Annotated in this window: 15 protein-coding genes and 1 pseudogene; 2 read left to right on the forward strand and 14 right to left on the reverse strand. The window is 61.5% G+C overall.

Annotated elements, in window-relative coordinates; all coding sequences use genetic code 11:
• Positions 1–59 precede the first annotated feature (59 nt).
• The 13 genes and pseudogenes from AC0IW7_RS07540 to AC0IW7_RS07600 all read right to left on the reverse strand — a co-directional run.
• A pseudogene (locus tag AC0IW7_RS07540) lies at positions 60–665 on the reverse strand (MCP four helix bundle domain-containing protein); the annotation flags it as partial.
• Between the two features lie 29 nt (positions 666–694).
• The gene (gene etfB, locus AC0IW7_RS07545) at positions 695–1,474 is read right to left on the reverse strand and encodes an electron transfer flavoprotein subunit beta (protein ID WP_471816823.1); all 780 of its coding nucleotides are present in this window, start codon (positions 1,472–1,474) and stop codon (positions 695–697) included.
• A complete protein-coding gene (etfA, locus tag AC0IW7_RS07550; RefSeq protein WP_471816825.1) occupies positions 1,464–2,687 on the reverse strand; it encodes an electron transfer flavoprotein subunit alpha in 1,224 nt (407 codons plus the stop codon). The genes etfB and etfA overlap by 11 nt, the downstream gene beginning before the upstream one ends.
• 156 nt (positions 2,688–2,843) lie before the next feature.
• Positions 2,844–4,778, reverse strand: coding sequence for a dimethylglycine demethylation protein DgcB (gene dgcB, locus AC0IW7_RS07555; protein ID WP_471816827.1), 1,935 nt, complete (start codon positions 4,776–4,778; stop codon positions 2,844–2,846).
• A gap of 161 nt (positions 4,779–4,939) precedes the next feature.
• Complete coding sequence (gene dgcA / locus AC0IW7_RS07560) at positions 4,940–7,000, reverse strand: dimethylglycine demethylation protein DgcA (protein WP_471816829.1); 2,061 nt, start codon at positions 6,998–7,000, stop codon at positions 4,940–4,942.
• Between the two features lie 157 nt (positions 7,001–7,157).
• Positions 7,158–7,688 carry a DUF5943 domain-containing protein gene (locus tag AC0IW7_RS07565; protein WP_471816831.1) on the reverse strand — a complete coding sequence of 177 codons (531 nt, stop codon included), beginning with the start codon at positions 7,686–7,688 and terminating at the stop codon, positions 7,158–7,160.
• Between the two features lie 158 nt (positions 7,689–7,846).
• Entirely contained in the window at positions 7,847–8,824 is a 978-nt protein-coding gene (locus AC0IW7_RS07570) for a dipeptidase (RefSeq protein WP_471816833.1), read from the reverse strand.
• Between the two features lie 281 nt (positions 8,825–9,105).
• Positions 9,106–9,291, reverse strand: a complete 186-nt coding sequence (locus tag AC0IW7_RS07575; RefSeq protein WP_163016479.1) for a PA3371 family protein — start codon at positions 9,289–9,291, stop codon at positions 9,106–9,108.
• A gap of 94 nt (positions 9,292–9,385) precedes the next feature.
• Positions 9,386–9,694, reverse strand: coding sequence for a hypothetical protein (locus tag AC0IW7_RS07580; protein WP_122492065.1), 309 nt, complete (start codon positions 9,692–9,694; stop codon positions 9,386–9,388).
• 214 nt (positions 9,695–9,908) lie between these two features.
• Positions 9,909–11,120: a hybrid sensor histidine kinase/response regulator gene (locus AC0IW7_RS07585; protein ID WP_471816836.1), complete on the reverse strand. Its 1,212-nt coding sequence runs from the start codon at positions 11,118–11,120 to the stop codon at positions 9,909–9,911.
• Positions 11,114–11,728 (reverse strand): chemotaxis protein CheB, encoded by a 615-nt coding sequence (locus AC0IW7_RS07590; RefSeq protein ID WP_463550855.1) that lies wholly within the window; start codon positions 11,726–11,728, stop codon positions 11,114–11,116. Before AC0IW7_RS07590 ends, AC0IW7_RS07585 begins: the two co-directional genes overlap by 7 nt.
• Positions 11,725–12,546 (reverse strand): CheR family methyltransferase, encoded by an 822-nt coding sequence (locus AC0IW7_RS07595; RefSeq protein ID WP_471816838.1) that lies wholly within the window; start codon positions 12,544–12,546, stop codon positions 11,725–11,727. The genes AC0IW7_RS07590 and AC0IW7_RS07595 overlap by 4 nt, the downstream gene beginning before the upstream one ends.
• Positions 12,546–16,043 (reverse strand): response regulator, encoded by a 3,498-nt coding sequence (locus tag AC0IW7_RS07600; RefSeq protein WP_471816840.1) that lies wholly within the window; start codon positions 16,041–16,043, stop codon positions 12,546–12,548. The genes AC0IW7_RS07595 and AC0IW7_RS07600 overlap by 1 nt, the downstream gene beginning before the upstream one ends.
• Before the next feature lie 241 nt (positions 16,044–16,284).
• Between AC0IW7_RS07600 and AC0IW7_RS07605 the strand changes: the two genes are divergently transcribed.
• Positions 16,285–16,668, forward strand: a complete 384-nt coding sequence (locus AC0IW7_RS07605; protein WP_463384155.1) for a response regulator — start codon at positions 16,285–16,287, stop codon at positions 16,666–16,668.
• Positions 16,669–16,706: 38 nt separating this feature from the next.
• Positions 16,707–17,123 carry a DUF1330 domain-containing protein gene (locus AC0IW7_RS07610; RefSeq protein ID WP_471816842.1) on the forward strand — a complete coding sequence of 139 codons (417 nt, stop codon included), beginning with the start codon at positions 16,707–16,709 and terminating at the stop codon, positions 17,121–17,123.
• 9 nt (positions 17,124–17,132) lie between these two features.
• Here the strand turns inward: AC0IW7_RS07610 and AC0IW7_RS07615 are convergent, their stop codons facing one another.
• Positions 17,133–17,918, reverse strand: coding sequence for an N-acetylmuramoyl-L-alanine amidase (locus AC0IW7_RS07615; RefSeq protein WP_471816844.1), 786 nt, complete (start codon positions 17,916–17,918; stop codon positions 17,133–17,135).
• Between the last annotated feature and the right edge of the window lie 191 nt (positions 17,919–18,109).

Raw genomic sequence — 18,109 nt, forward strand, 5'->3', positions numbered from 1 at the left:
ACATGGTCCGAGCGCTGCCGAGCGGCATTGGCGCCGGCCGTGTTGATGGCCGTCAACTGCACGATTTCCCGGGCCATGGTGTCGGTGAACTCCACCATGCGCCCAGAAGCCACTGCGGTGGCTTCGTCGAATTTCTGCTGTTGGACGAATTGGGTGATTTTTTCCTGCTCTTGCAGGTAGCTGGTCAAGGCTGCGGCAAATCGCTCGTAGCTGGCGCGTTCATCCGGGCTCGAAATCAACGCCTCGTAACGCCGCTGGTTGTCGCCCAGCGAAGCCTTGAGTTCCTGGGCGCGCTTGCTGTTGGCGGCTTGATCGTCGGCTTCACGGTTGACGATCAAGCGCAAGGTGACGGCGCGCAGTCGCAACGAATTTTGCGCCAGGGCGTCCAGCGCCAGGATACTGGGCAGCCAGTTATCGTTCACTTCCAATGAGTCGTTGCGCATGTCCGAGATCTTGGACAAGGCAATGGCGCCGAGAACCAGCACCATCAATGCAATAAGGCTGAACGCCAGGGTAGTACGTGGGCCGATGTCGATCTTTCGCAGCATGACGAATGTCCTTTCAGTCGAACCGAGCGCTGGCATTCGCTCAGGCAGGTTTTCCAGACGGCCCGCAGCACTACGCGCGAGTCGTATTGAAAACATAGCTCGAAACGGACAAACCATCGGCCTTTCGGTCGACGCTTGCTGCGCGGCTAGCGAATGACTCCTTCCTCCAGCAACAGCTTGAAGATCGCTTCCGCGCCCTCTTCGGCGCTGACGTCCTTCACTATCTGCCCGCCGCCGCCCGCCGCTTTCGCCGTCGCCGCTTTCATGCGTTCGGCACCGGTTTTGGCTTTGATTACTTTCAGCCGTTTGGGCCGCGGGCGTGCCGGTTGAAAGGTGGCGCTGGCGAGCAAGTCATCATCGAGCACTTCAACCTCATCGGCGCTCAACGTGCCGCGACGGGCTGGGCCAAAGGCGCTTTGCCGGGCGACCGGGGCGGCGTTGTCGACGCTGGCGAGAAACGGCAGGCGCACTTGCAGGCGCCGGCGTTGGCCGCGAGGCAGCGCTTGCAGCACCTGCGCTACACCGTTTTCAACCTTCTCCACTTCGGCCAGGCCGACCACCAGCGGCCAGCCCAATTGCTCGGCCAGCAGGTACGGCAACATGCCCGAACCTTCGCCGGTTTCAGCCTGGCTGCCGGTGAGTACCAGTTGCGCTTTGCTGTCTTTGAGGAAGTCGAGCAACACCGGCAACGCGTCGGCGCCGTCCGGCTGTTGCAGCACGCTGAGTTCGTTCAGGCCCATGCCCAAGTAGGCGCGCAAGGCGTCTTGCTGGGCGTCGCCGGCGTGCAGCACGCGCAGCTGTTCGCCGGCCAGGCGCAAGCCCAGTTCGACAGCGCGTGCATCTTGCTCGGCGCGACGGGCGCGGCCCGAGGTGGGGTGGGCGCCGATGGACACCAGGCACAACACTGAGAGTGGCTTAGGCTGCATCGCGATTGCCTCCGGCACGGTGCGCGGCCATGCGTTCGATTAGGGCGGTGAGAATGGCCGCCGAGTCGCCGATGACGGACAGGTCGGCGCGTTTGATCATGTCGCAGCCAGCGTCCAGGTTGACGGCCACCACTTTGTCGCAGGCGCCGATGCCTTGCAGGTGTTGGATGGCGCCGGAAATACCGACAGCCAGGTACACCCGCGCCGTCACCCAGGTGCCGGTCGCGCCGACTTGGCGGTTGCGTGCCATATGGCCGTCGTCGACCGCCACGCGTGAAGCGCCTTCGGTGGCGCCGAGGGCGACGGCGGTGCGGTGGAACAGGTCCCAGTCTTTAACGCCGTTGCCGCCGGACAGAATGAATTCCGCCTCGGCCATCGGCGTGGCGGCGGGGTCGACTGCCACGGCGCCGAGGTCTTCGATACGCGGCAGGCAACGGGCGACGTCGTGTTCAAGCACGATGGGCAGCGCTTCATGACGGGTTTCGCTGACCGGCTCGGCGCATTCGCTGGCGGCCAGAATCAGCCGGGCGAGTGGACGTTGCAGGTCTTGCTGGCCGGCACCGGCGCGGCCAATGCATTGCTCCTCGGTGACTTGCCACACGCGGGTAGCCGGACGTTCGCCCAACTGCGCCGCCAGGCGACGCCCCAGCTCGCCGCCGCCGGTGCGGCTGTCGGGCAGCAGCCAATGACGCGGTTGGAATTGCCGTTCAATGGCGGTCAAGGCTTGCACCTGTTGCTCGGGCGCGTAGCCGCTGTATAGCGCGCCGTCGAGGTGCAGCAGACGGTCGACGCCAGCGGTGTCGAAACTGTTTTCTTTGTGCTCGCCAAACACCACGGCCAACACCGCGCCCGCGCTGCCGGCGAGCTTGTGGGCCAGGCCGAGCAGGTCACGGTCGTGGGCGGTCAGGCGGCCGCCAACCATGTCGGGCACCACCACGATGTAAAAGCTGGGCGCCGGCACGCTGTGCAGCGGCAGTTGGACCACGGCGCTCTGGCTGGAGCGCTTGGTGGTGCCGCCCTGCTGCACGCCGCTGCGGTCGATGCGCTTGATGCCGTTGGGGCCGATAAAGCCGACCGCGTGGGGGTTTTTACGGATGACGCCGTTGGGGCCGATCCAGCTGGTTTCGCTGCGCTGCAAGGTGGCGTGCAACGGGTGCAGGCGGTTGCGGGCAATGCGCTCGGCGTGGGGGTTGCGGCGGATGAGGTCAGACATGGTCGGTTCTCCGGCGAGCGGGCAAGAGCGAAAGGCCCCTCTCCCCCAGCCCCTCTCCCGCAAGCGGGCGAGGGGAGTTAATTCGCGCGCGATTCGTCCCCTCGCCCCCCTGGGGGAGAGGGTTAGGGAGAGGGGGTGACAGCAAACGAAGGTCCATCATTCCACTCCCTCCGCCACGCGCTTAACCGTCACAACCGGCGTCTCCAGCAGCACCTCTGCCACCAGCTCGGCGATGTCTTTGATCTGCGGCCGAGGCTCGATCACACCTTCCAGCATCGCGGTGCATTGCGGGCAACCCACGGCTACCAACTCGGCGCCGGTTTCTTTGATGTCGACCATGCGCATGTCCGGAATTCGCTGCTTGCCCGGAATGTCGGTGATCGGCGCGCCGCCACCGCCGCCACAACAGCGTGAGCGAAAACCCGAGCGTTGCATTTCTTTCACTTCAATACCGAGGGCGCGCAGCACGTCGCGCGGCGCTTCATATTCGCCGTTGTAGCGGCCGAGGTAGCACGGGTCGTGATAGGTCACCGAACCGCCTTTGTGCTGGCCAAGGTTGAGTTTTTTCGCGGCGATCAGCTCGGCGATAAACGTGCTGTGGTGCAGCACTTGGTAGTGACCGCCGAGGGCGCCGTATTCGTTTTTCAGCACGTGAAAGCTGTGCGGGTCGCAGCTGACGATGCGTTTGAAGCTGTACTTTTCCAGCGTGGCAATGTTGCGTTTGGCCAGGCTCTGGAAGGTCGCTTCATCACCCAGACGCCGGGCCACGTCGCCGCTGTCGCGTTCTTCCAGGCCGAGCACGGCGAAGTCGACGTTGGCGGCCTTCAGCACTTTCACGAACGCGCGCAGGGTGCGTTGGTTGCGCATGTCGAAGGCGCCGTCGCCGACCCAGAACAGCACGTCGGTGGTGTGTTTTTCGCTGAGCAGGTTGAGGTTCAAATCCGCCGCCCAGTTCAGCCGGCCGCCGGGGTTGAAGCCGCCAGGGTTGTCGGTGGCGATCAGGTTGTCGAGCACTTCGGCGCCCTTGTTTGGCGTGGCGCCTTTTTCCAGGGTGAGGTGGCGGCGCATGTCGACGATGGCATCGACGTGCTCGATCATCATCGGGCACTCCTCCACGCAGGCACGGCAGGTGGTGCACGACCACAGCGTTTCGGCATCGACCAGGCCGTTAACGATGGGTTGATGCGGGCCGCCGGCGTGTTCGCCCACAGGTTTGCCCGGGTAGGGGCTGCCCGCAAACTTGGCATCGGTGCCGCCGGCCAGGCCGACGACCATGTCTTGAATCAGCTTTTTCGGGTTCAGCGGTTGCCCCGCCGCAAAGGCCGGGCACGCCGCTTCGCATTTGCCGCATTGCACGCAGGCGTCGAAACCAAGCAGTTGGTTCCAGGTGAAGTCGGTGGGTTTTTCCACGCCCAGCGGCGCGTTGGGATTGGACAGGTCGAGGGCTTTCAAGCCGGTGGAACGGCCACCGCCAAAACGCTCGGCGCGGCGGTGCCAGGCTAAGTGCAGGGCACCGGCGAAGGCGTGTTTCATCGGCCCGCCCCAGGTCATGCCGAAGAACAATTCCGACACGCCCCAGGCCACGCCAATCGCCAGCACTCCGGCGAGCACCCAGCCGCCAAAGTCGGCGGGCAGAATGCCGGCCACCGGCAAGGTGGCGATAAAGAAGCTGACGGAAAACATCAGCAGGCTTTTCGGCAGGCGCATCCACGGGCCTTTCGACAGGCGCGAGGGCGGGTCCAGCCGACGCTTGGCCACGAACAGCGCACCGACAAACATCAGCACGCAGGCGCCGAGCAAGGCAAAGCCGAGGATGCGGTTATGCAGGCCGAAACCATGCACCAGCAGCGCCAGCACGACAGCCAAGACAAAACCGCCAGCGGTGGCGACGTGGGTGTTGGCGATGTATTTGTCGCGGGCCACCACATGGTGCAAGTCGACCATGTAACGCTTGGGCATGGCCAGCAAACCGCCAAGCCAATCGACCTCGGCGGCGCGGCCACGGCGCCACATGAAAAAGCGCTTGGCCGCGCCGATCACCGCCAACAGCAGGGCGGCGAACAGGAGGATGGGCAGAAGGGTGTTTAACATCATTGGTCTCCTTCGCGGGACCGGGAAACAACACAAATCGGTCCCCTCGCCCCTGCGGGGAGAGGGCTAGGGAGAGGGGGCGGCAGGCGACGCGAATCACCGAATCAACAGCCCCTCTCCCCCGGCCCCTCTCCCGCAGGCGGGCGAGGGGAGACCATCGCTTAGAAGTCCTTACACAACCGCAACGCGTCATAAATCGCCGCGTGGGTGTTGCGCTGGGCTACGCAGTCGCCGATGCGGAACAGCAAGTAGCCGTCGCCCGCCTCGCTCAGGCACGGCTGCGGTTTGATGGCGAACAGCGCTTCGACGTCGATCTGGCCTTTGTTGCGCGAGCCTTCTTTCAGGGCGTAGTACAAAGTTTCGTCCGGCCGCACGCCGTTTTCCACCACCACCTGATCGACCACACGCTCTTCCTTGGCGCCGGTGTATTCGTTCTCCAGCACGGCCACCAGTTTGTCGCCTTCGCGGTAGACCTTTTCCAGCATCATGTCGCCGGTCATGACCACGTCTTTGGGGTACATGCTGCGGTAGTAGGTGGGGAACGAGGTGCCGCCCATGGCCACGCCGGGTTTGGTGTCGTCGGTGACGATCTCAACCTGCGAGCCCTTGTCGGCCATGAAGTCGGCGACGGACATGCCGGTAAATTCGCAAATGGTGTCGTACACCAGTACGTTTTTGGCCGGCGCCACTTTGCCGTCGAGCACGTCCCAGCTGCTGACCACCAGGCCTTCGGCCGAGCCCCAATGCTCGTTTTGTTCCAGGTACGGATGGCCGCCGTTGGCGAGCACGATCACGTCCGGGCGCAGGTCTTGAATGGTCGCGACGTCGGCGCCGGTGCCCAGGCGCAGGTCGATTTTCAGCCGCGCCAGTTCCAGCTGATACCAGCGGGTAATGCCGGCAATCTGGTCGCGCTGCGGTGCTTTCGAGGCGGTGGTGATCTGCCCGCCCAGTGCGTCTTTCTTCTCGAACAGGGTCACGTCGTGGCCACGTTCGGCAGCCACACGCGCCGCCTCCATACCGGCTGGGCCACCGCCGACCACCACAACCTTGCGTTTTACGCCGGTGGTTTTTTCGATGATGTGCGGCACGCCCATGTATTCGCGGGACGTGGCGGCGTTCTGGATGCACAGCACGTCCAGGCCTTGGTATTGGCGGTCGATGCAGTAGTTGGCGCCGACGCACTGTTTGATCTGGTCGACCTGGCCCATTTTGATTTTGGCGATAAAGTGCGGGTCGGCGATGTGCGCGCGGGTCATGCCGACCATGTCGACGTAACCGCCGTCGAGAATGCGCGTGGCCTGGTTCGGGTCTTTGATGTTCTGCGCGTGCAGCACCGGCACCTTGACCACTTCCTTGATGCCCGCCGCCAGGTGCAGGAAAGGCTCCGGCGGGTAGCTCATGTTGGGGATCACGTTGGCCAGGGTGTTGTGGGTGTCGCAGCCCGAGCCGACTACGCCGATGAAGTCGATCATGCCGGTGTCGTCGTAGTACTTGGCGATCTGCTTCATGTCCTCATGGCTGAGGCCGTCGGGGTGGAATTCGTCGCCGCAGATGCGCATGCCGACGCAGAAATCCGGGCCCACTTCCTGGCGAATGGCCTTGAGCACTTCGAGACCGAATTTCATCCGCCCTTCGAAGTCGCCGCCCCATTCATCGGTGCGCTTGTTAACGCGCGGGCTCCAGAATTGGTCGACCATGTGTTGGTGCACGGCGGACAGCTCGATACCGTCCAGGCCGCCTTCCTTCGCCCGGCGCGCGGCCTGGGCGTAGTTGCCGATCACACGCCAGATTTCTTCCACTTCAATGGTTTTGCAGGTGGCGCGGTGTACCGGTTCGCGGATGCCCGACGGCGACATCAGGGTTGGCCAGTTGAAGCCGTCCCACCGCGAGCGGCGGCCCATGTGGGTAATTTGAATCATGATTTTGGCGCCATGCTTGTGCATGGCGTCGGCCAGATTCTGGAAGTGCGGAATGATGCGGTCGGTAGACAGGTTTACCGAACTCCACCATTCCTGCGGGCTGTCGATCGCCACCACCGAAGAGCCACCACAAATCGCCAGGCCGATACCGCCCTTGGCCTTCTCTTCGTAGTACTTGATATAGCGCTCGGTAGTCATGCCGCCGTCGGTGGCATACACCTCGGCGTGCGCAGTGCTGAGCACGCGGTTGCGGATGGTCAGTTTGCCGATCTGGATCGGCTGGAACATAGATTCAAAAGCCATTACGGCACCCTCTGAAAACTACTGCGCTCGGTTATGCCGCGTTGGAGGGCAAAGCGAAAATGCTCATTTACTGAATGTAAACTCCGCTTTTCGCTTTGCCCTCCGCCTTGCCTACCCTTCGCTCGCTACGTTTTCACGTTGAGTTGGAAAGAGATGATCAGAGCGGCTTTACGACAAACAACCCATCGTCATGCCCTTCTTCCGAGCCGCCATACACCTGCTCGGCGACGGTGCGGATGCTGCTGCCGCTGGCGGCGAGAATCTGGTCCATGGCGCCGGCAAACCAGCCGGTGAACATGTAGTCCACCTTGCGCCCGACCTTGCCGTACACGTAGACGAAAGCAGAGTGTTCGAGCTTGACGCTGGCGGTGCCTTTTTCCAGGTCGATGTCCTGGATCTTGAACAGGCCCCAGCCGCGTTGGCTCAGGCGATTCATGTAGTGCTCAAACACCGCCACGCCTTCAATGCCGTGGCATTCAGCTTCTTTCTCGCACCAGTGCCAGGCCGATTTGTAGCCGGCTTTATAGAGAATGTCGGCGTAGGCGTCGGCGCCCAGCACTTCCTCGATGCCCATGTGGTTGTTGACGAAAAAGTGCCGTGGCACGTACAGCATCGGCAGCGCATCGCTGGTCCAGACACCGGTTTCGCTGTCGACTTCGATGGGCAGTTGCGGGGCGATTTTGGCCATGGTGTTACTCCGGAAAATTCATAAAGTGGCTGCCCTCTCCCCAGCCCTCTCCCGCAAGCGGGAGAGGGGGCTGATCGCGCAATGTCGTCAGATCGGGTTGGTCTTCCCTCTCCCGCTTGCGGGAGAGGGGCCGGGGGAGAGGGCCGAACGAAACGGCGTTATTCGTGCCAGACGTTAGCTAAAACGCGGACCCAGTTCTCACCCATGATCTTGCGCACCACGCGTTCGCTATGGCCGCGCTTGAGCAAGGTTTCGGTGAGGTTGGGGAATTCGCCCACGGTGCGGATGCCCAGCGGGTTGATGATCTTGCCGAAGCTGGTCAGGCGGCGGGCGTAGCCCTTGTCGTGGGTCAGGTATTCGAAGAAGTCTTGGCCGTGGCCCTGGGTGAAGTCGGTGCCAATGCCGATCGCGTCTTCGCCGACGATGTTCATCACGTATTCGATGGCTTCGGCGTAGTCGTCGATGGTGGAGTCGATGCCCTTGGCCAGGAACGGCGCGAACATGGTCACGCCGACAAAGCCGCCGTGGTCGGCGATGAATTTCAGTTCTTCATCGGATTTGTTGCGCGGGTGTTCTTTAAGCCCCGACGGCAGGCAGTGCGAGTAGCACACCGGCTTTTTCGATTCGAGGATGACTTCTTCGGACGTCTTGGAGCCGACGTGGGAGAGGTCGCACATGATGCCGACGCGGTTCATTTCCGCGACGATCTCGCGACCGAAACCCGAAAGCCCGCCGTCACGCTCGTAGCAGCCGGTGCCCACCAGGTTCTGGGTGTTGTAGCACATCTGCACAATGCCAACGCCGAGCTGCTTGAACACCTCGACGTAGCCGATCTGGTCTTCAAACGCATGGGCATTCTGGAAACCGAAGAGGATGCCGGTCTTGCCTTGTTCCTTGGCTTTACGGATGTCGGCGGTGGTGCGCACGGGCATCACCAGGTCCGCGTTCTCGCGCATCAGCTTCTGGCTGGCGGCGATGCTGTTGACGGTTGCCTGGAAACCTTCCCATACCGAGACGGTGCAGTTGGCCATGGTCAGGCCGCCTTTGCGCATGTCTTCGAACAGCTCACGGTTCCATTTGGCGATGATCAGACCGTCGATAACGATGCTGTCGGCGTGCAACTCGGCTGGGCTCATCAGGCTGTCCCCTCTCTAGTAACCTGCGCCGAATCGTTTGCCGGCGCTTTGGGGGTCAGCATATTCCTTGGGCATTGGCCGCTATCGCGCAAAAACGACAGGGGAATTGTCGAAAGCGTCAAAGTTGGGCGGGGGAGCCAAACGGACTGTAGGAGCGAGCTGGCTCGCGAAGGGTGGTGAACAGGTGGGATTAGGTCGGCGCGAATACCGCTTCGCGAGCAAGCTCGCTCCTACGGGGTCGGCGGGGATGGCGGGGAAACGCAGAAGCGGGAAAGCGGTGCTTAGCGCAGCACCGGGTCGAACTTGATACGGCGGCCAAACACCAGGGCCAGTACAAACATACCCACCAGCAAGCCGGTTGCCAGTTTCAATACTCCGACCAGCATCGCATTGCTCAACGGCGCGTAAAGCACCACAGCGCAGCAAACCAAGGCCAGTACCAGCAAGACCATCGCGGCTTTAGACATGGCAGTCATCCTCAAGCTCATACACACATAACTAACCCGACTTTCATGACAACCAGGCGCGTGGCCGGCCGGTCATTTGTCGGCTTTCAGGGAATCAGAATACAAAGCGCTGGTTAGCGGCTTGCGGGGTGTGGCCGGTTTCCACGTCGTCGCTGACGGTCAGCCACTGGGCGCCGCGCAGTACGTCGCCTTGTGGAGCGGTCTGGGCCATTTGCGGCTCAGGCTGCATGAACGGGCTTTCGGCCCATTGCGGCTCGGTCAGCGGTTTGTTCAGCAGTTGGGAATGGTTGACCTTGGCAGTCGCCTGAACGGCAACGGTGTCAGGGGCGGAGGTCGTGGCGGAAGCATATGCACCAGTGACAACCACAGCAGCGGCACTCAGCAGGTTCAGTACGGTATTCATGGCGGCGACTCCATCGCAGATCAAGTTTTCTTGAATCTGAAAGTGCAGCCGTCGTGCCAACTAAAAGTGAATTTTTTTCCCTTTAAAATCAATCACTTACAAATCAATTCCGTAATGGCCGGTTGCACATTGCACGACGGCCGTTTTTGCCGGGTTGCAAATTGCACGACCGCTTATCACCGTTTCGCAGGGGCTTAAGCGAAACGGCGTTTTTTCACGCGGCGGGGTCTGGCTCGGTGCGCGATTCCAGCGGCAGGTAAACGCGAAACAGCGAACCCTGGCCCAAGTGGCTTTCCACTTCGATGGTGCCTTGGTGCGAGGCAATGATCTGCTCGGTGATAAACAGGCCCAAGCCCAGCCCCTGGCTCACGCCGTTGGACGACACACGCTCGAATTGCTGGAAGATGCGCGCCAGGTCCGGGGCAGAAATGCCGATGCCGTGGTCTTCCACTTCCAGGCACGCGCCCTCAGGGGTGGCCAAAACGCGCAAATCCACGGGCTTCTGGTTGCCATAACGCAGCGCGTTGGTAAGCAGGTTGACCACCACCTGCTCGATACGGAATTCATCCCACAGGCCAACCACCGGTTCCGCGGCGCTCAGGGTGACTTCGCAGCCCGCTGCGGCGATTTGCGCTCCGTAGTTTTCCAGCACGCGGCCAACCAGAGCGGCAAGGTCGAAATGAGCCGGGCGGATGGACAGCTTGCCGGTGCGAATGCGCGACACGTCGAGCATGTCCTCGATCAAGCGCACCAAGCTGTTGATCTGACGTTCGTCGCGCTCGCTCATGGTCTTGAGCTTGTCGGGGGTGAACGCGCTCAGGTCGCCCTTGCTCAGGCGCAGCTTGCGCAGCTGGGTTTCCAGCACCAGACCGTTAAGCGGCGTTCGCAGCTCATGGGAGACGATGGACATAAAGTCGTCGCGCATGCGCACCGCACGCTCAAGGTCGTCCTGGGTGGCACGCAGTTCACAGAGCAGCACTTCCTGCTCCTTGCGGCTTTTTTCCAGGGCGATCACTTGTTCGTTGATGGCTTGGCGTTGGCGGAACAGTTCGACGAACACGGTGACCTTGCTTTTCACCGCCTGGATATCCAGCGGCTTTTGCAGAAAATCGACGGCACCGCTTTCGTAGCCGGTGAAGGCGTAGTTCATCTCGCGCCCGGCGGCGCTGACGAAGACGATGGGGATGTGTTTGGTCTTTTCCGTGCCACGCATCAGCTCGGCCAGCTCGAAGCCGTTCATGTCCGGCATCTGCACATCGAGAATGGCCAGGGCGAAGTCGTGTTGAAGCAGCAGCCCCAACGCCTCCTCGCCCGAGGTGGCTTGAAAAACCTGACGGCCTTCACCGCGGATCAACGCGTCGAGGGCCAGCAGGTTCTCCGGCAGGTCATCGACGATCAGCAGTTTGGTTTCGATGGTTGTCAGCATGGGCTTCTATTCAACTCTGCGAGCAGCGCCTGTATGCCGGGAACCGGCAGGACGAAATCGGCTGGATGCAACGCCAGCGCCGCTAGGGGCATGGTGGCAACCTGAGCGTCTGCGGGGTCTTGGACCACGGTCAGACCGCCACAGTGTTTTATGGTTGCCATTCCTTTTGCGCCGTCCTCGTTGGCGCCTGTCAGTAATACGCCCATCAATGCCGGGCCGTAGGCATCGGCGGCCGATTCGAACAGCACGTCGATGGAGGGCCGGGAGAAATGCTGCGGTTCTTCGCGGCTGAGGGAAAAGCTGCGGTCGTTTTCGATCAGCAAGTGATACCCGGCCCCGGCGAAATACAGCGTGCCGCCGTGCAGCGGTTCTTTGTCTTCCGCTTCTTTTACGCGAATGCCCAGGCGCGCCTGGAACACGTCGGCCAACTGGCTGCGACGGTCGTCGGGCAAATGCAGCACGGTGATGATGGGCAGGCGGTAGTCGGCGCCCAGGCCGCTGAAGATGGCCAGCAGCGCCTGCACACCGCCCGCCGACGCGCCGACCACCACCGCTTCCAACGCGTGGGCGCGGGTCAGCAGCAAGTCGTCGAGGGCGGCGGTGTTCATGATTTGCGGAAAATCCGTTCGGGTTTCACCAAGGGTTCAAAGCGTTTGGCGTAGCTGGAGAAGTCTAGGCTCTCCTTGCTGCCCAGGCCGAGGAAACCACGGTGACAGAGCGAGTCGTGGAACAGGCCGAACGCGCGGTCTTGCAGGGTTTTGTTGAAGTAGATGAGCACGTTGCGGCAGGAAATGAACTGGGTTTCCGAGAACACGCTGTCGGTGGCCAGGCTGTGGTCGGCGAAGGTCACGTTCTCGCACAGCGACCTGTCGAACAAAGCGCCTTCGTAGGCCGCCGTGTAGTAGTCGGAAAACGAGCGTTGGCCGCCGGCTTTTTGGTAGTTCTCGGTGTAGGTGCGAATGTTGTCGAGAGAAAAGATGCCGCGCTCGGCTTTTTCCAACGAGCGTGGGTTGATGTCCGTCGCGTAGATGATCGAGCGTTCCAGCAAGCCTTCTTCTTTGAGCAGAATCGCCAGCGAATAGACTTCTTCGCCCGTGCTGCAACCGGCCACCCACACTTTCACCGATGGGTAGGTTTTCAGCAGCGGCACCACTTGCTGACGCAACGCCAGGTAGTAGGTCGGGTCGCGGAACATTTCGCTGACGGGAATCGTCAGGTACTGCAACAACTGCATGAACGCGCCGGGGTCGTGCAGGATGCGCTCCTGCAACGCCGTGATGGTGTTGCAGTTGAATTGCTGCAACGCATGGCGCACGCGGCGCTTGAACGAAGCGCCGCTGTAGTCACGGAAGTCGTAGTTGTACTTGAGGTAGATGGCCTCGATCAGCAGGCGCAGCTCGATCTCAAGATCACGGTCGGGTGACATCAAATGCGTTCCAGTTTGGGCAGCCATACGCGAATTAACGAAAACAACCGATCCAGGTCGATGGGCTTGGCCAGGTAGTCATTGGCGCCCGCTTGCAGGCAGCGGTCCTGGTCATCTTTCATCGCCTTGGCGGTCACGGCAATCACCGGCAACTTGCGCCAGCGCGGATTTTTGCGAATTTCGGCGGTGGCTTCGTAGCCGTCCATTTCCGGCATCATCACGTCCATCAGCACCAGGTCGATGTCTTCGACCTCTTCCAGCTTAGTCAGTGCTTCACGCCCGTTGCGCGCCACTTCGACGATGGCGCCTTTGTGTTCCAGGGCGCTAGTGAGGGCGAAGATGTTGCGCACGTCGTCGTCGACCACCAACACGCGCCGACCTTCAAATACCTTGTCGCGGTTGCGCGCGGTTTTCAGCATGTTCTGCCGCTCGCTGGACAGCTTCGACTCGACCTTGTGCAGGAACAGCGTCACTTCATCCAGCAAGCGTTCCGGCGAGCGCGCGCCTTTGATGATGATTGAGCGCGAATACTTCATCAGCTCGATTTCTTCGTCGCGCGTCAGATTGCGGCCGGTGTAGACGATCACGGGCGGGAACGAGCAGATGTCTTCTTCAGACATGCGTTTGAGCAGCTCGTTGCCGCGCATGTCGGGCAGCTTGAGGTCGATGATCATGCAGTCGAACACCGTAGTGCGCAGCAACTCAAGCGCCTCGCGGCCGAACTCGACGGCGGTGATTTCGATGTCTTCATCGCCGATCAGGCGCGAAATACTGTCGCGCTGCAGGGCATCGTCTTCCACCAGCAGTACGCGTTTCACTTGCTGGGCGAGCTTGGCTTCGAGCTTGGCGAATACGTCTTTGAGGTGCTCTCGGGTGGTCGGTTTTACCGCATAACCGATGGCGCCCAATTGCAGCGCGGCCTCCATGCGGTCTTCAACGGAAATCACGTGCACCGGAATGTGCCGGGTGCGCGGGTTGTCTTTCAGGCGCTGCAGGGCGGCCAGGCCGGAAATGTCGGGCAGACGCATATCCAGCAGCACGGCGTCTGGCAGGAACTGCGCGGCCAACTGCAGGCCTTCGTCCGCGCCGTGCGCCACCAGGCAGTCGTATTTCAGCTCGTGGGCCAGGTCGTAGAGGATGCGCGCGAAGTTCGGCTCGTCTTCGATCACCAGAATGCGCCGGCTGCCTTCTTTGAGCTGCTCGCGGTCATCGTTGAAGCGGGGAATGGCCGGTGGCTCGGTGGCCGCTGGCACAGGCACAGGCGCAGACGGCACCACCAGCGGTGCGGGCGGCGGTGGTGGAACGTCGGCGACTGACTGGATCACCAGCCCTTCTTCGTACGACTGCGGCAACACCAAGGTAAACGTGCTGCCCTTGCCTGGCGCGCTGACCACGCTGATGGCGCCGCCGAGCAAGGTCGCCAGGTCGCGGGAAATCGACAGGCCCAACCCGGTGCCACCGTAGCGGCGGTTGGTGGTGCCATCGGCCTGGCGGAAGGCTTCGAAAATATAGGTTTGCTGGTCTTCGCGAATGCCGATGCCCGAATCTTTCACGGCGAACGCTACGCGGCCGTCTGGCTGGCCGCTGATGCTCAGCGTCACCTGGCCTTTCTCGGTGAACTTCATGGCATTGGAGAGCAGGTTTTTCAAAATCTGCTCCACGCGCTGCTGGTCGGTAAACAGCGCCGTCGGCAGGTCCGGGGCCATCTCAATGTCAAAGGCCAGCTGTTTATCCAGCGCAATCGGCTGGAACAAGGTGCGCAGGCTGTCGACCAGGCGGGTCAGCGGCATTTTTTGCGGGCGCACTTCCAGCTTGCCGGCTTCGACTTTGGAGATGTCGAGGATGTCGTTGATCAACAGCAGCAGGTCATTGCCGGCGGCGTAGATCGATTCGGCAAACTTCACCTGCTCGGGCGTCAAGTTGCCGTGCGGGTTGTCGCCCAGCAGCTTGGCCAGAATCAACGAGCTGTTGAGCGGCGTGCGCAGCTCGTGGCTCATGTTGGCGAGGAATTCGGATTTGTACAGGCTGGCGCGTTGCAGCTCTTGGGCGCGTTCTTCCAGCTCGCGCTGGGCCACGCCAAGGGCGTTGTTCTTTTCGTCCAGCGAGTCGCGCTGGTCTTCCAGGCGCTGCGCCTGGTCGGCCAGTTGCTCGTTGGTTTGCTCAAGCTCGGCTTGCTGGCTTTCCAGGTGCGCCTGGGATTCTTTGAGCACCCGCGACTGCTCTTCAAGCTCTTCGTTGGCGGTGCGCAATTCTTCCTGCTGCACTTGCAACTCTTCGTTGAGCTGCTGGGTTTCGGCCAGAGCCTGCTGCAGGCGCACACGGTAGTTAGCGGCATCGATGGAGGTGCCGATGTTGCCGGCGATGGTTTCCAGAAACTCGATGTCGGTGTCGGTGATCGGGCGCAGAAACGCCAGTTCGAGCACGCCGTTGACGACGTTGTCGCTGATGATCGGCAGCACCACGATATTGAGCTGCGAGGTGGCGCCCAGGCCCGACGCCACGCTGAGGTACGCATGGGGCAGGTTGTCCAGGCGGATCATGCGGCGCTCTTGCAGCGCTTGGCCGACCATCGATTCGTTGCCGGCCACTACTTGCTCCGAGCCATCGTGGTCGACACTGAAACCGTAGGTGGCCACGCGCTTCAACGCGCCGCCCAGCTCGCGCACATAAAACGCGCCCACGGTGGTGCCGATATAACTGGCCAGCTCGCTCAACACGCCCTGCCCCAATTGCGCCAGGGTTTGCTGGCCCAGCGCCCGCTCCGCCAGCAGGCTCTGGCCGTTGCGCAGCCAGGCTTTCTGCTCGATCACTTCGGCGCTGCGCTGTTGCTGCTGCAAGGTTTTGGCGTAACTGTTGGACAAGCCGAGCAATTCGCGACGGCCCATGAACGCCAGAATGCCGCTGACCACCAGACTGAACAGCAGGTACAGCGCGATGGTCAGCACCACCGTGTTGTTGGCTTCTTTGTTGCGCTGGAAGCGCAGCTGCTGCTCGGTGGCGATAACTTCGTCGAAACCTTTGCGGATTTCGTCAGTCAGTTCTTTGCCACGGCCGCTTGAGATGATGAGTTGGTAGTTTTCACCGGCACGGCGGCTATCGATCACCGCATCGGCGAACTTGGCCCACTGCTGCTGTAACGCCTCCAGGCGACGCAGCCGGTCAACCTGAGCCGGGTTGTCTGCCACCAGTTCTTTAAGCGATTGCAGTTCGGAATTAATGCGCGGCCGGGCAACATCAAACGGCGCGAGAAAGGATTCATTGCCGGTAATCAGGAACCCGCGCATGCCGGTTTCCTGGTCAACGGTCAGGCGGAACGCCTCGTTGGTATTACCGATGACGCGGTCGGTGTGTTCCACCCACTGCAAGACGTTAAGCAGGTAATACACCAGGCCAATAAAGAAGACCGCACTGAGAACGCCCACGCCCAACGGCAACGCGACGTTGCGGCTGAGAATGCGGCGAAAGCTGTTTTCGTCAATTGCAGTGGTGTCGCTCATTTGCCGTCCCTGCGTAAAAATTCCGGATTCTGCCGTAAAGGCCAGGAAATGTGCATGCTTATTCCTACATACGCTAGAGAAATGACCGGCTGACCGTAGCCGGTTTGTCGACCCTTCGGTAGTCTTGCGCCGCACGGAGGCTCATCGACAAACGCAAGGCCAGAGACTTGGTCAGCAGCACGTTCAAGCAGTTGCACATTTATTTTTCGTTGTTTATTTGCCCCCAATTCGAGACCGTTTCATGCCCGACAGCCTTAGTGAAAACAGCCATAAAACCATCCTGCTGGTCGAGGATGACGACGTGGTGCGCATGCTCACCGTCGAGGTGCTTGAGGAACTCGGCTACCAGCTACTGGAAGCCGAGAACGGCCCCGATGCGCTGGCCTTCATTAACAGCGAACAGCCCATCGACCTGCTGATGACCGACATCGGCCTGCCCGGCATGACCGGCCAGCAACTGATGGCCGCCGCCCATGAACGCCGGCCGAACCTGCCGGTGTTGTTCGCCAGCGGTTACGCCGCACAGGATTACCAGACGGGCGTGACCACCGCCAAAGTCGCCACCATCACCAAGCCGTTCAGCCTCGACCTGCTGCGCACCACGGTTGCCGACATGCTGGCGTAACGGCTCAAGGCTCAACCACAACAATAAGAGAGTCCGCCATGAACCCACTCAGCACCCTTAATCCGACCCGCGAGCAACTGGCCGCCTTCGCTGAAAAGCTGCCGGCCGATACGCCGATTTTGATGCTCAACCTGCTGCGCTATAACCCCGAGGCGCAGTACCCCGCCGACAGCGAGCACAGCCCATGCAGCGGCCGCGAAGCGTATGCACGCTACAGCCGCACGGCACTGACCAAAGTGCGCGGCGTGGGCGGTGAAGTGCAGGTAGTGGCGAGCATTGAAGTGGCGCTGATTGCGCCGGCGGGCGAGCAGTGGGACGAACTGCTGCTGGTGCGTTACCCGTCCAAGGACGCGTTTCTGAGCATGATCGGCGACCCCGAGTACAAGGCGGCGACGGTGCACCGCACGGCGGCCCTGGCAGATTCGCGGTTGTTGGCGAGTTTGCCCAAGCGTTGAAGCCGGCGATTATTTCGGCCGATTCATCCGATTAAGCACCACCAACAGCGCCGCTGTTTGCGCATCCGGCTGCCCGTCGAAGCGATGCGGGCGGTAGTGCATCTGGAACGCGGCGATCACGTGCCGCGTGGCCACATCCAACTCACCGTTCTGCGGCGTGGCGTAGCCCAAATGGGCCAGTTGCTGTTGATACCAGCCAATTGAAGGCAGGTTTTGTTCAAAGGCGGGCAACGCCTCGGCCACCGCGTTGGCATCGGGCCACAAGCCAAAACCGGCCTCGGCCAGGCGCTGCCAGGGGAATAGCGGCCCTGGGTCGAGTTTGCGCAGCGGCGCGATGTCGCTGTGGCCGATGACGTGGCGCGGCTCAATGTGGTTGCGCGCGGTGATGTCCTTGAGCAGCGCGATCAGCGCGGTAATTTGCTGCTCGCTGAACGGATACCAGACGCGGCCTTGCGGCGTGTCGTCGTAGCCGGCGTTCACCAGCTCAATGCCGATGGAGGTGGAATTGAGCCACGTGCGCCCTTCCCACTCGCTTTCGCCGGCGTGCCAGGCGCGTTTGTCTTCGTTCACAAGCCGGTAGATGGTCGCCGGGCCCGCGCCGATCAGGTAATGGCTGCTGACCTCGCCCTGAGTCAGCAATTGCAGCGAGCGCTCAAGGCTCGCCGAGGTGTAATGCAGGATGACGTACTGAACACGCTCATCCTGATTTTGCGAGGGATGGCGCGTGTCGATGGTCAGGCCGTTGGTGCAGCCAACGAGGGCGATAAGGAAGATGGCTAAAAACAGATTTTTCATCGGATACCGCAAAAGACTCGGGAAAAGCGGCCGGGTTGATCCCGCTCGGCGCTTGGACAAGGCTGGCTAGTTGCCACTCAAGCGCGGCCCTAGGTATAACGAGCGGTAGTTTAGTGCTTTACGCGCGCCACTGCTGCGCGGATGGACAAAGCGTCAGTTTCCCGGCGAAAAAAGCGCCAGACAAGCGGCGC

This window comes from Pseudomonas sp. AC229 (assembly GCF_979254655.1).

Coding starts and splice junctions, on each gene's coding strand:
- etfB (WP_471816823.1), bottom strand. CDS start 1,474: ATGCAGCCTAAGCCACTCTCAGTGTTGTGCCTGGTGTCCATCGGCGCC.
- etfA (WP_471816825.1), bottom strand. CDS start 2,687: ATGTCTGACCTCATCCGCCGCAACCCCCACGCCGAGCGCATTGCCCGC.
- dgcB (WP_471816827.1), bottom strand. CDS start 4,778: ATGTTAAACACCCTTCTGCCCATCCTCCTGTTCGCCGCCCTGCTGTTG.
- dgcA (WP_471816829.1), bottom strand. CDS start 7,000: ATGGCTTTTGAATCTATGTTCCAGCCGATCCAGATCGGCAAACTGACC.
- AC0IW7_RS07565 (WP_471816831.1), bottom strand. CDS start 7,688: ATGGCCAAAATCGCCCCGCAACTGCCCATCGAAGTCGACAGCGAAACC.
- AC0IW7_RS07570 (WP_471816833.1), bottom strand. CDS start 8,824: ATGAGCCCAGCCGAGTTGCACGCCGACAGCATCGTTATCGACGGTCTG.
- AC0IW7_RS07575 (WP_163016479.1), bottom strand. CDS start 9,291: ATGTCTAAAGCCGCGATGGTCTTGCTGGTACTGGCCTTGGTTTGCTGC.
- AC0IW7_RS07580 (WP_122492065.1), bottom strand. CDS start 9,694: ATGAATACCGTACTGAACCTGCTGAGTGCCGCTGCTGTGGTTGTCACT.
- AC0IW7_RS07585 (WP_471816836.1), bottom strand. CDS start 11,120: ATGCTGACAACCATCGAAACCAAACTGCTGATCGTCGATGACCTGCCG.
- AC0IW7_RS07590 (WP_463550855.1), bottom strand. CDS start 11,728: ATGAACACCGCCGCCCTCGACGACTTGCTGCTGACCCGCGCCCACGCG.
- AC0IW7_RS07595 (WP_471816838.1), bottom strand. CDS start 12,546: ATGTCACCCGACCGTGATCTTGAGATCGAGCTGCGCCTGCTGATCGAG.
- AC0IW7_RS07600 (WP_471816840.1), bottom strand. CDS start 16,043: ATGAGCGACACCACTGCAATTGACGAAAACAGCTTTCGCCGCATTCTC.
- AC0IW7_RS07605 (WP_463384155.1), top strand. CDS start 16,285: ATGCCCGACAGCCTTAGTGAAAACAGCCATAAAACCATCCTGCTGGTC.
- AC0IW7_RS07610 (WP_471816842.1), top strand. CDS start 16,707: ATGAACCCACTCAGCACCCTTAATCCGACCCGCGAGCAACTGGCCGCC.
- AC0IW7_RS07615 (WP_471816844.1), bottom strand. CDS start 17,918: ATGAAAAATCTGTTTTTAGCCATCTTCCTTATCGCCCTCGTTGGCTGC.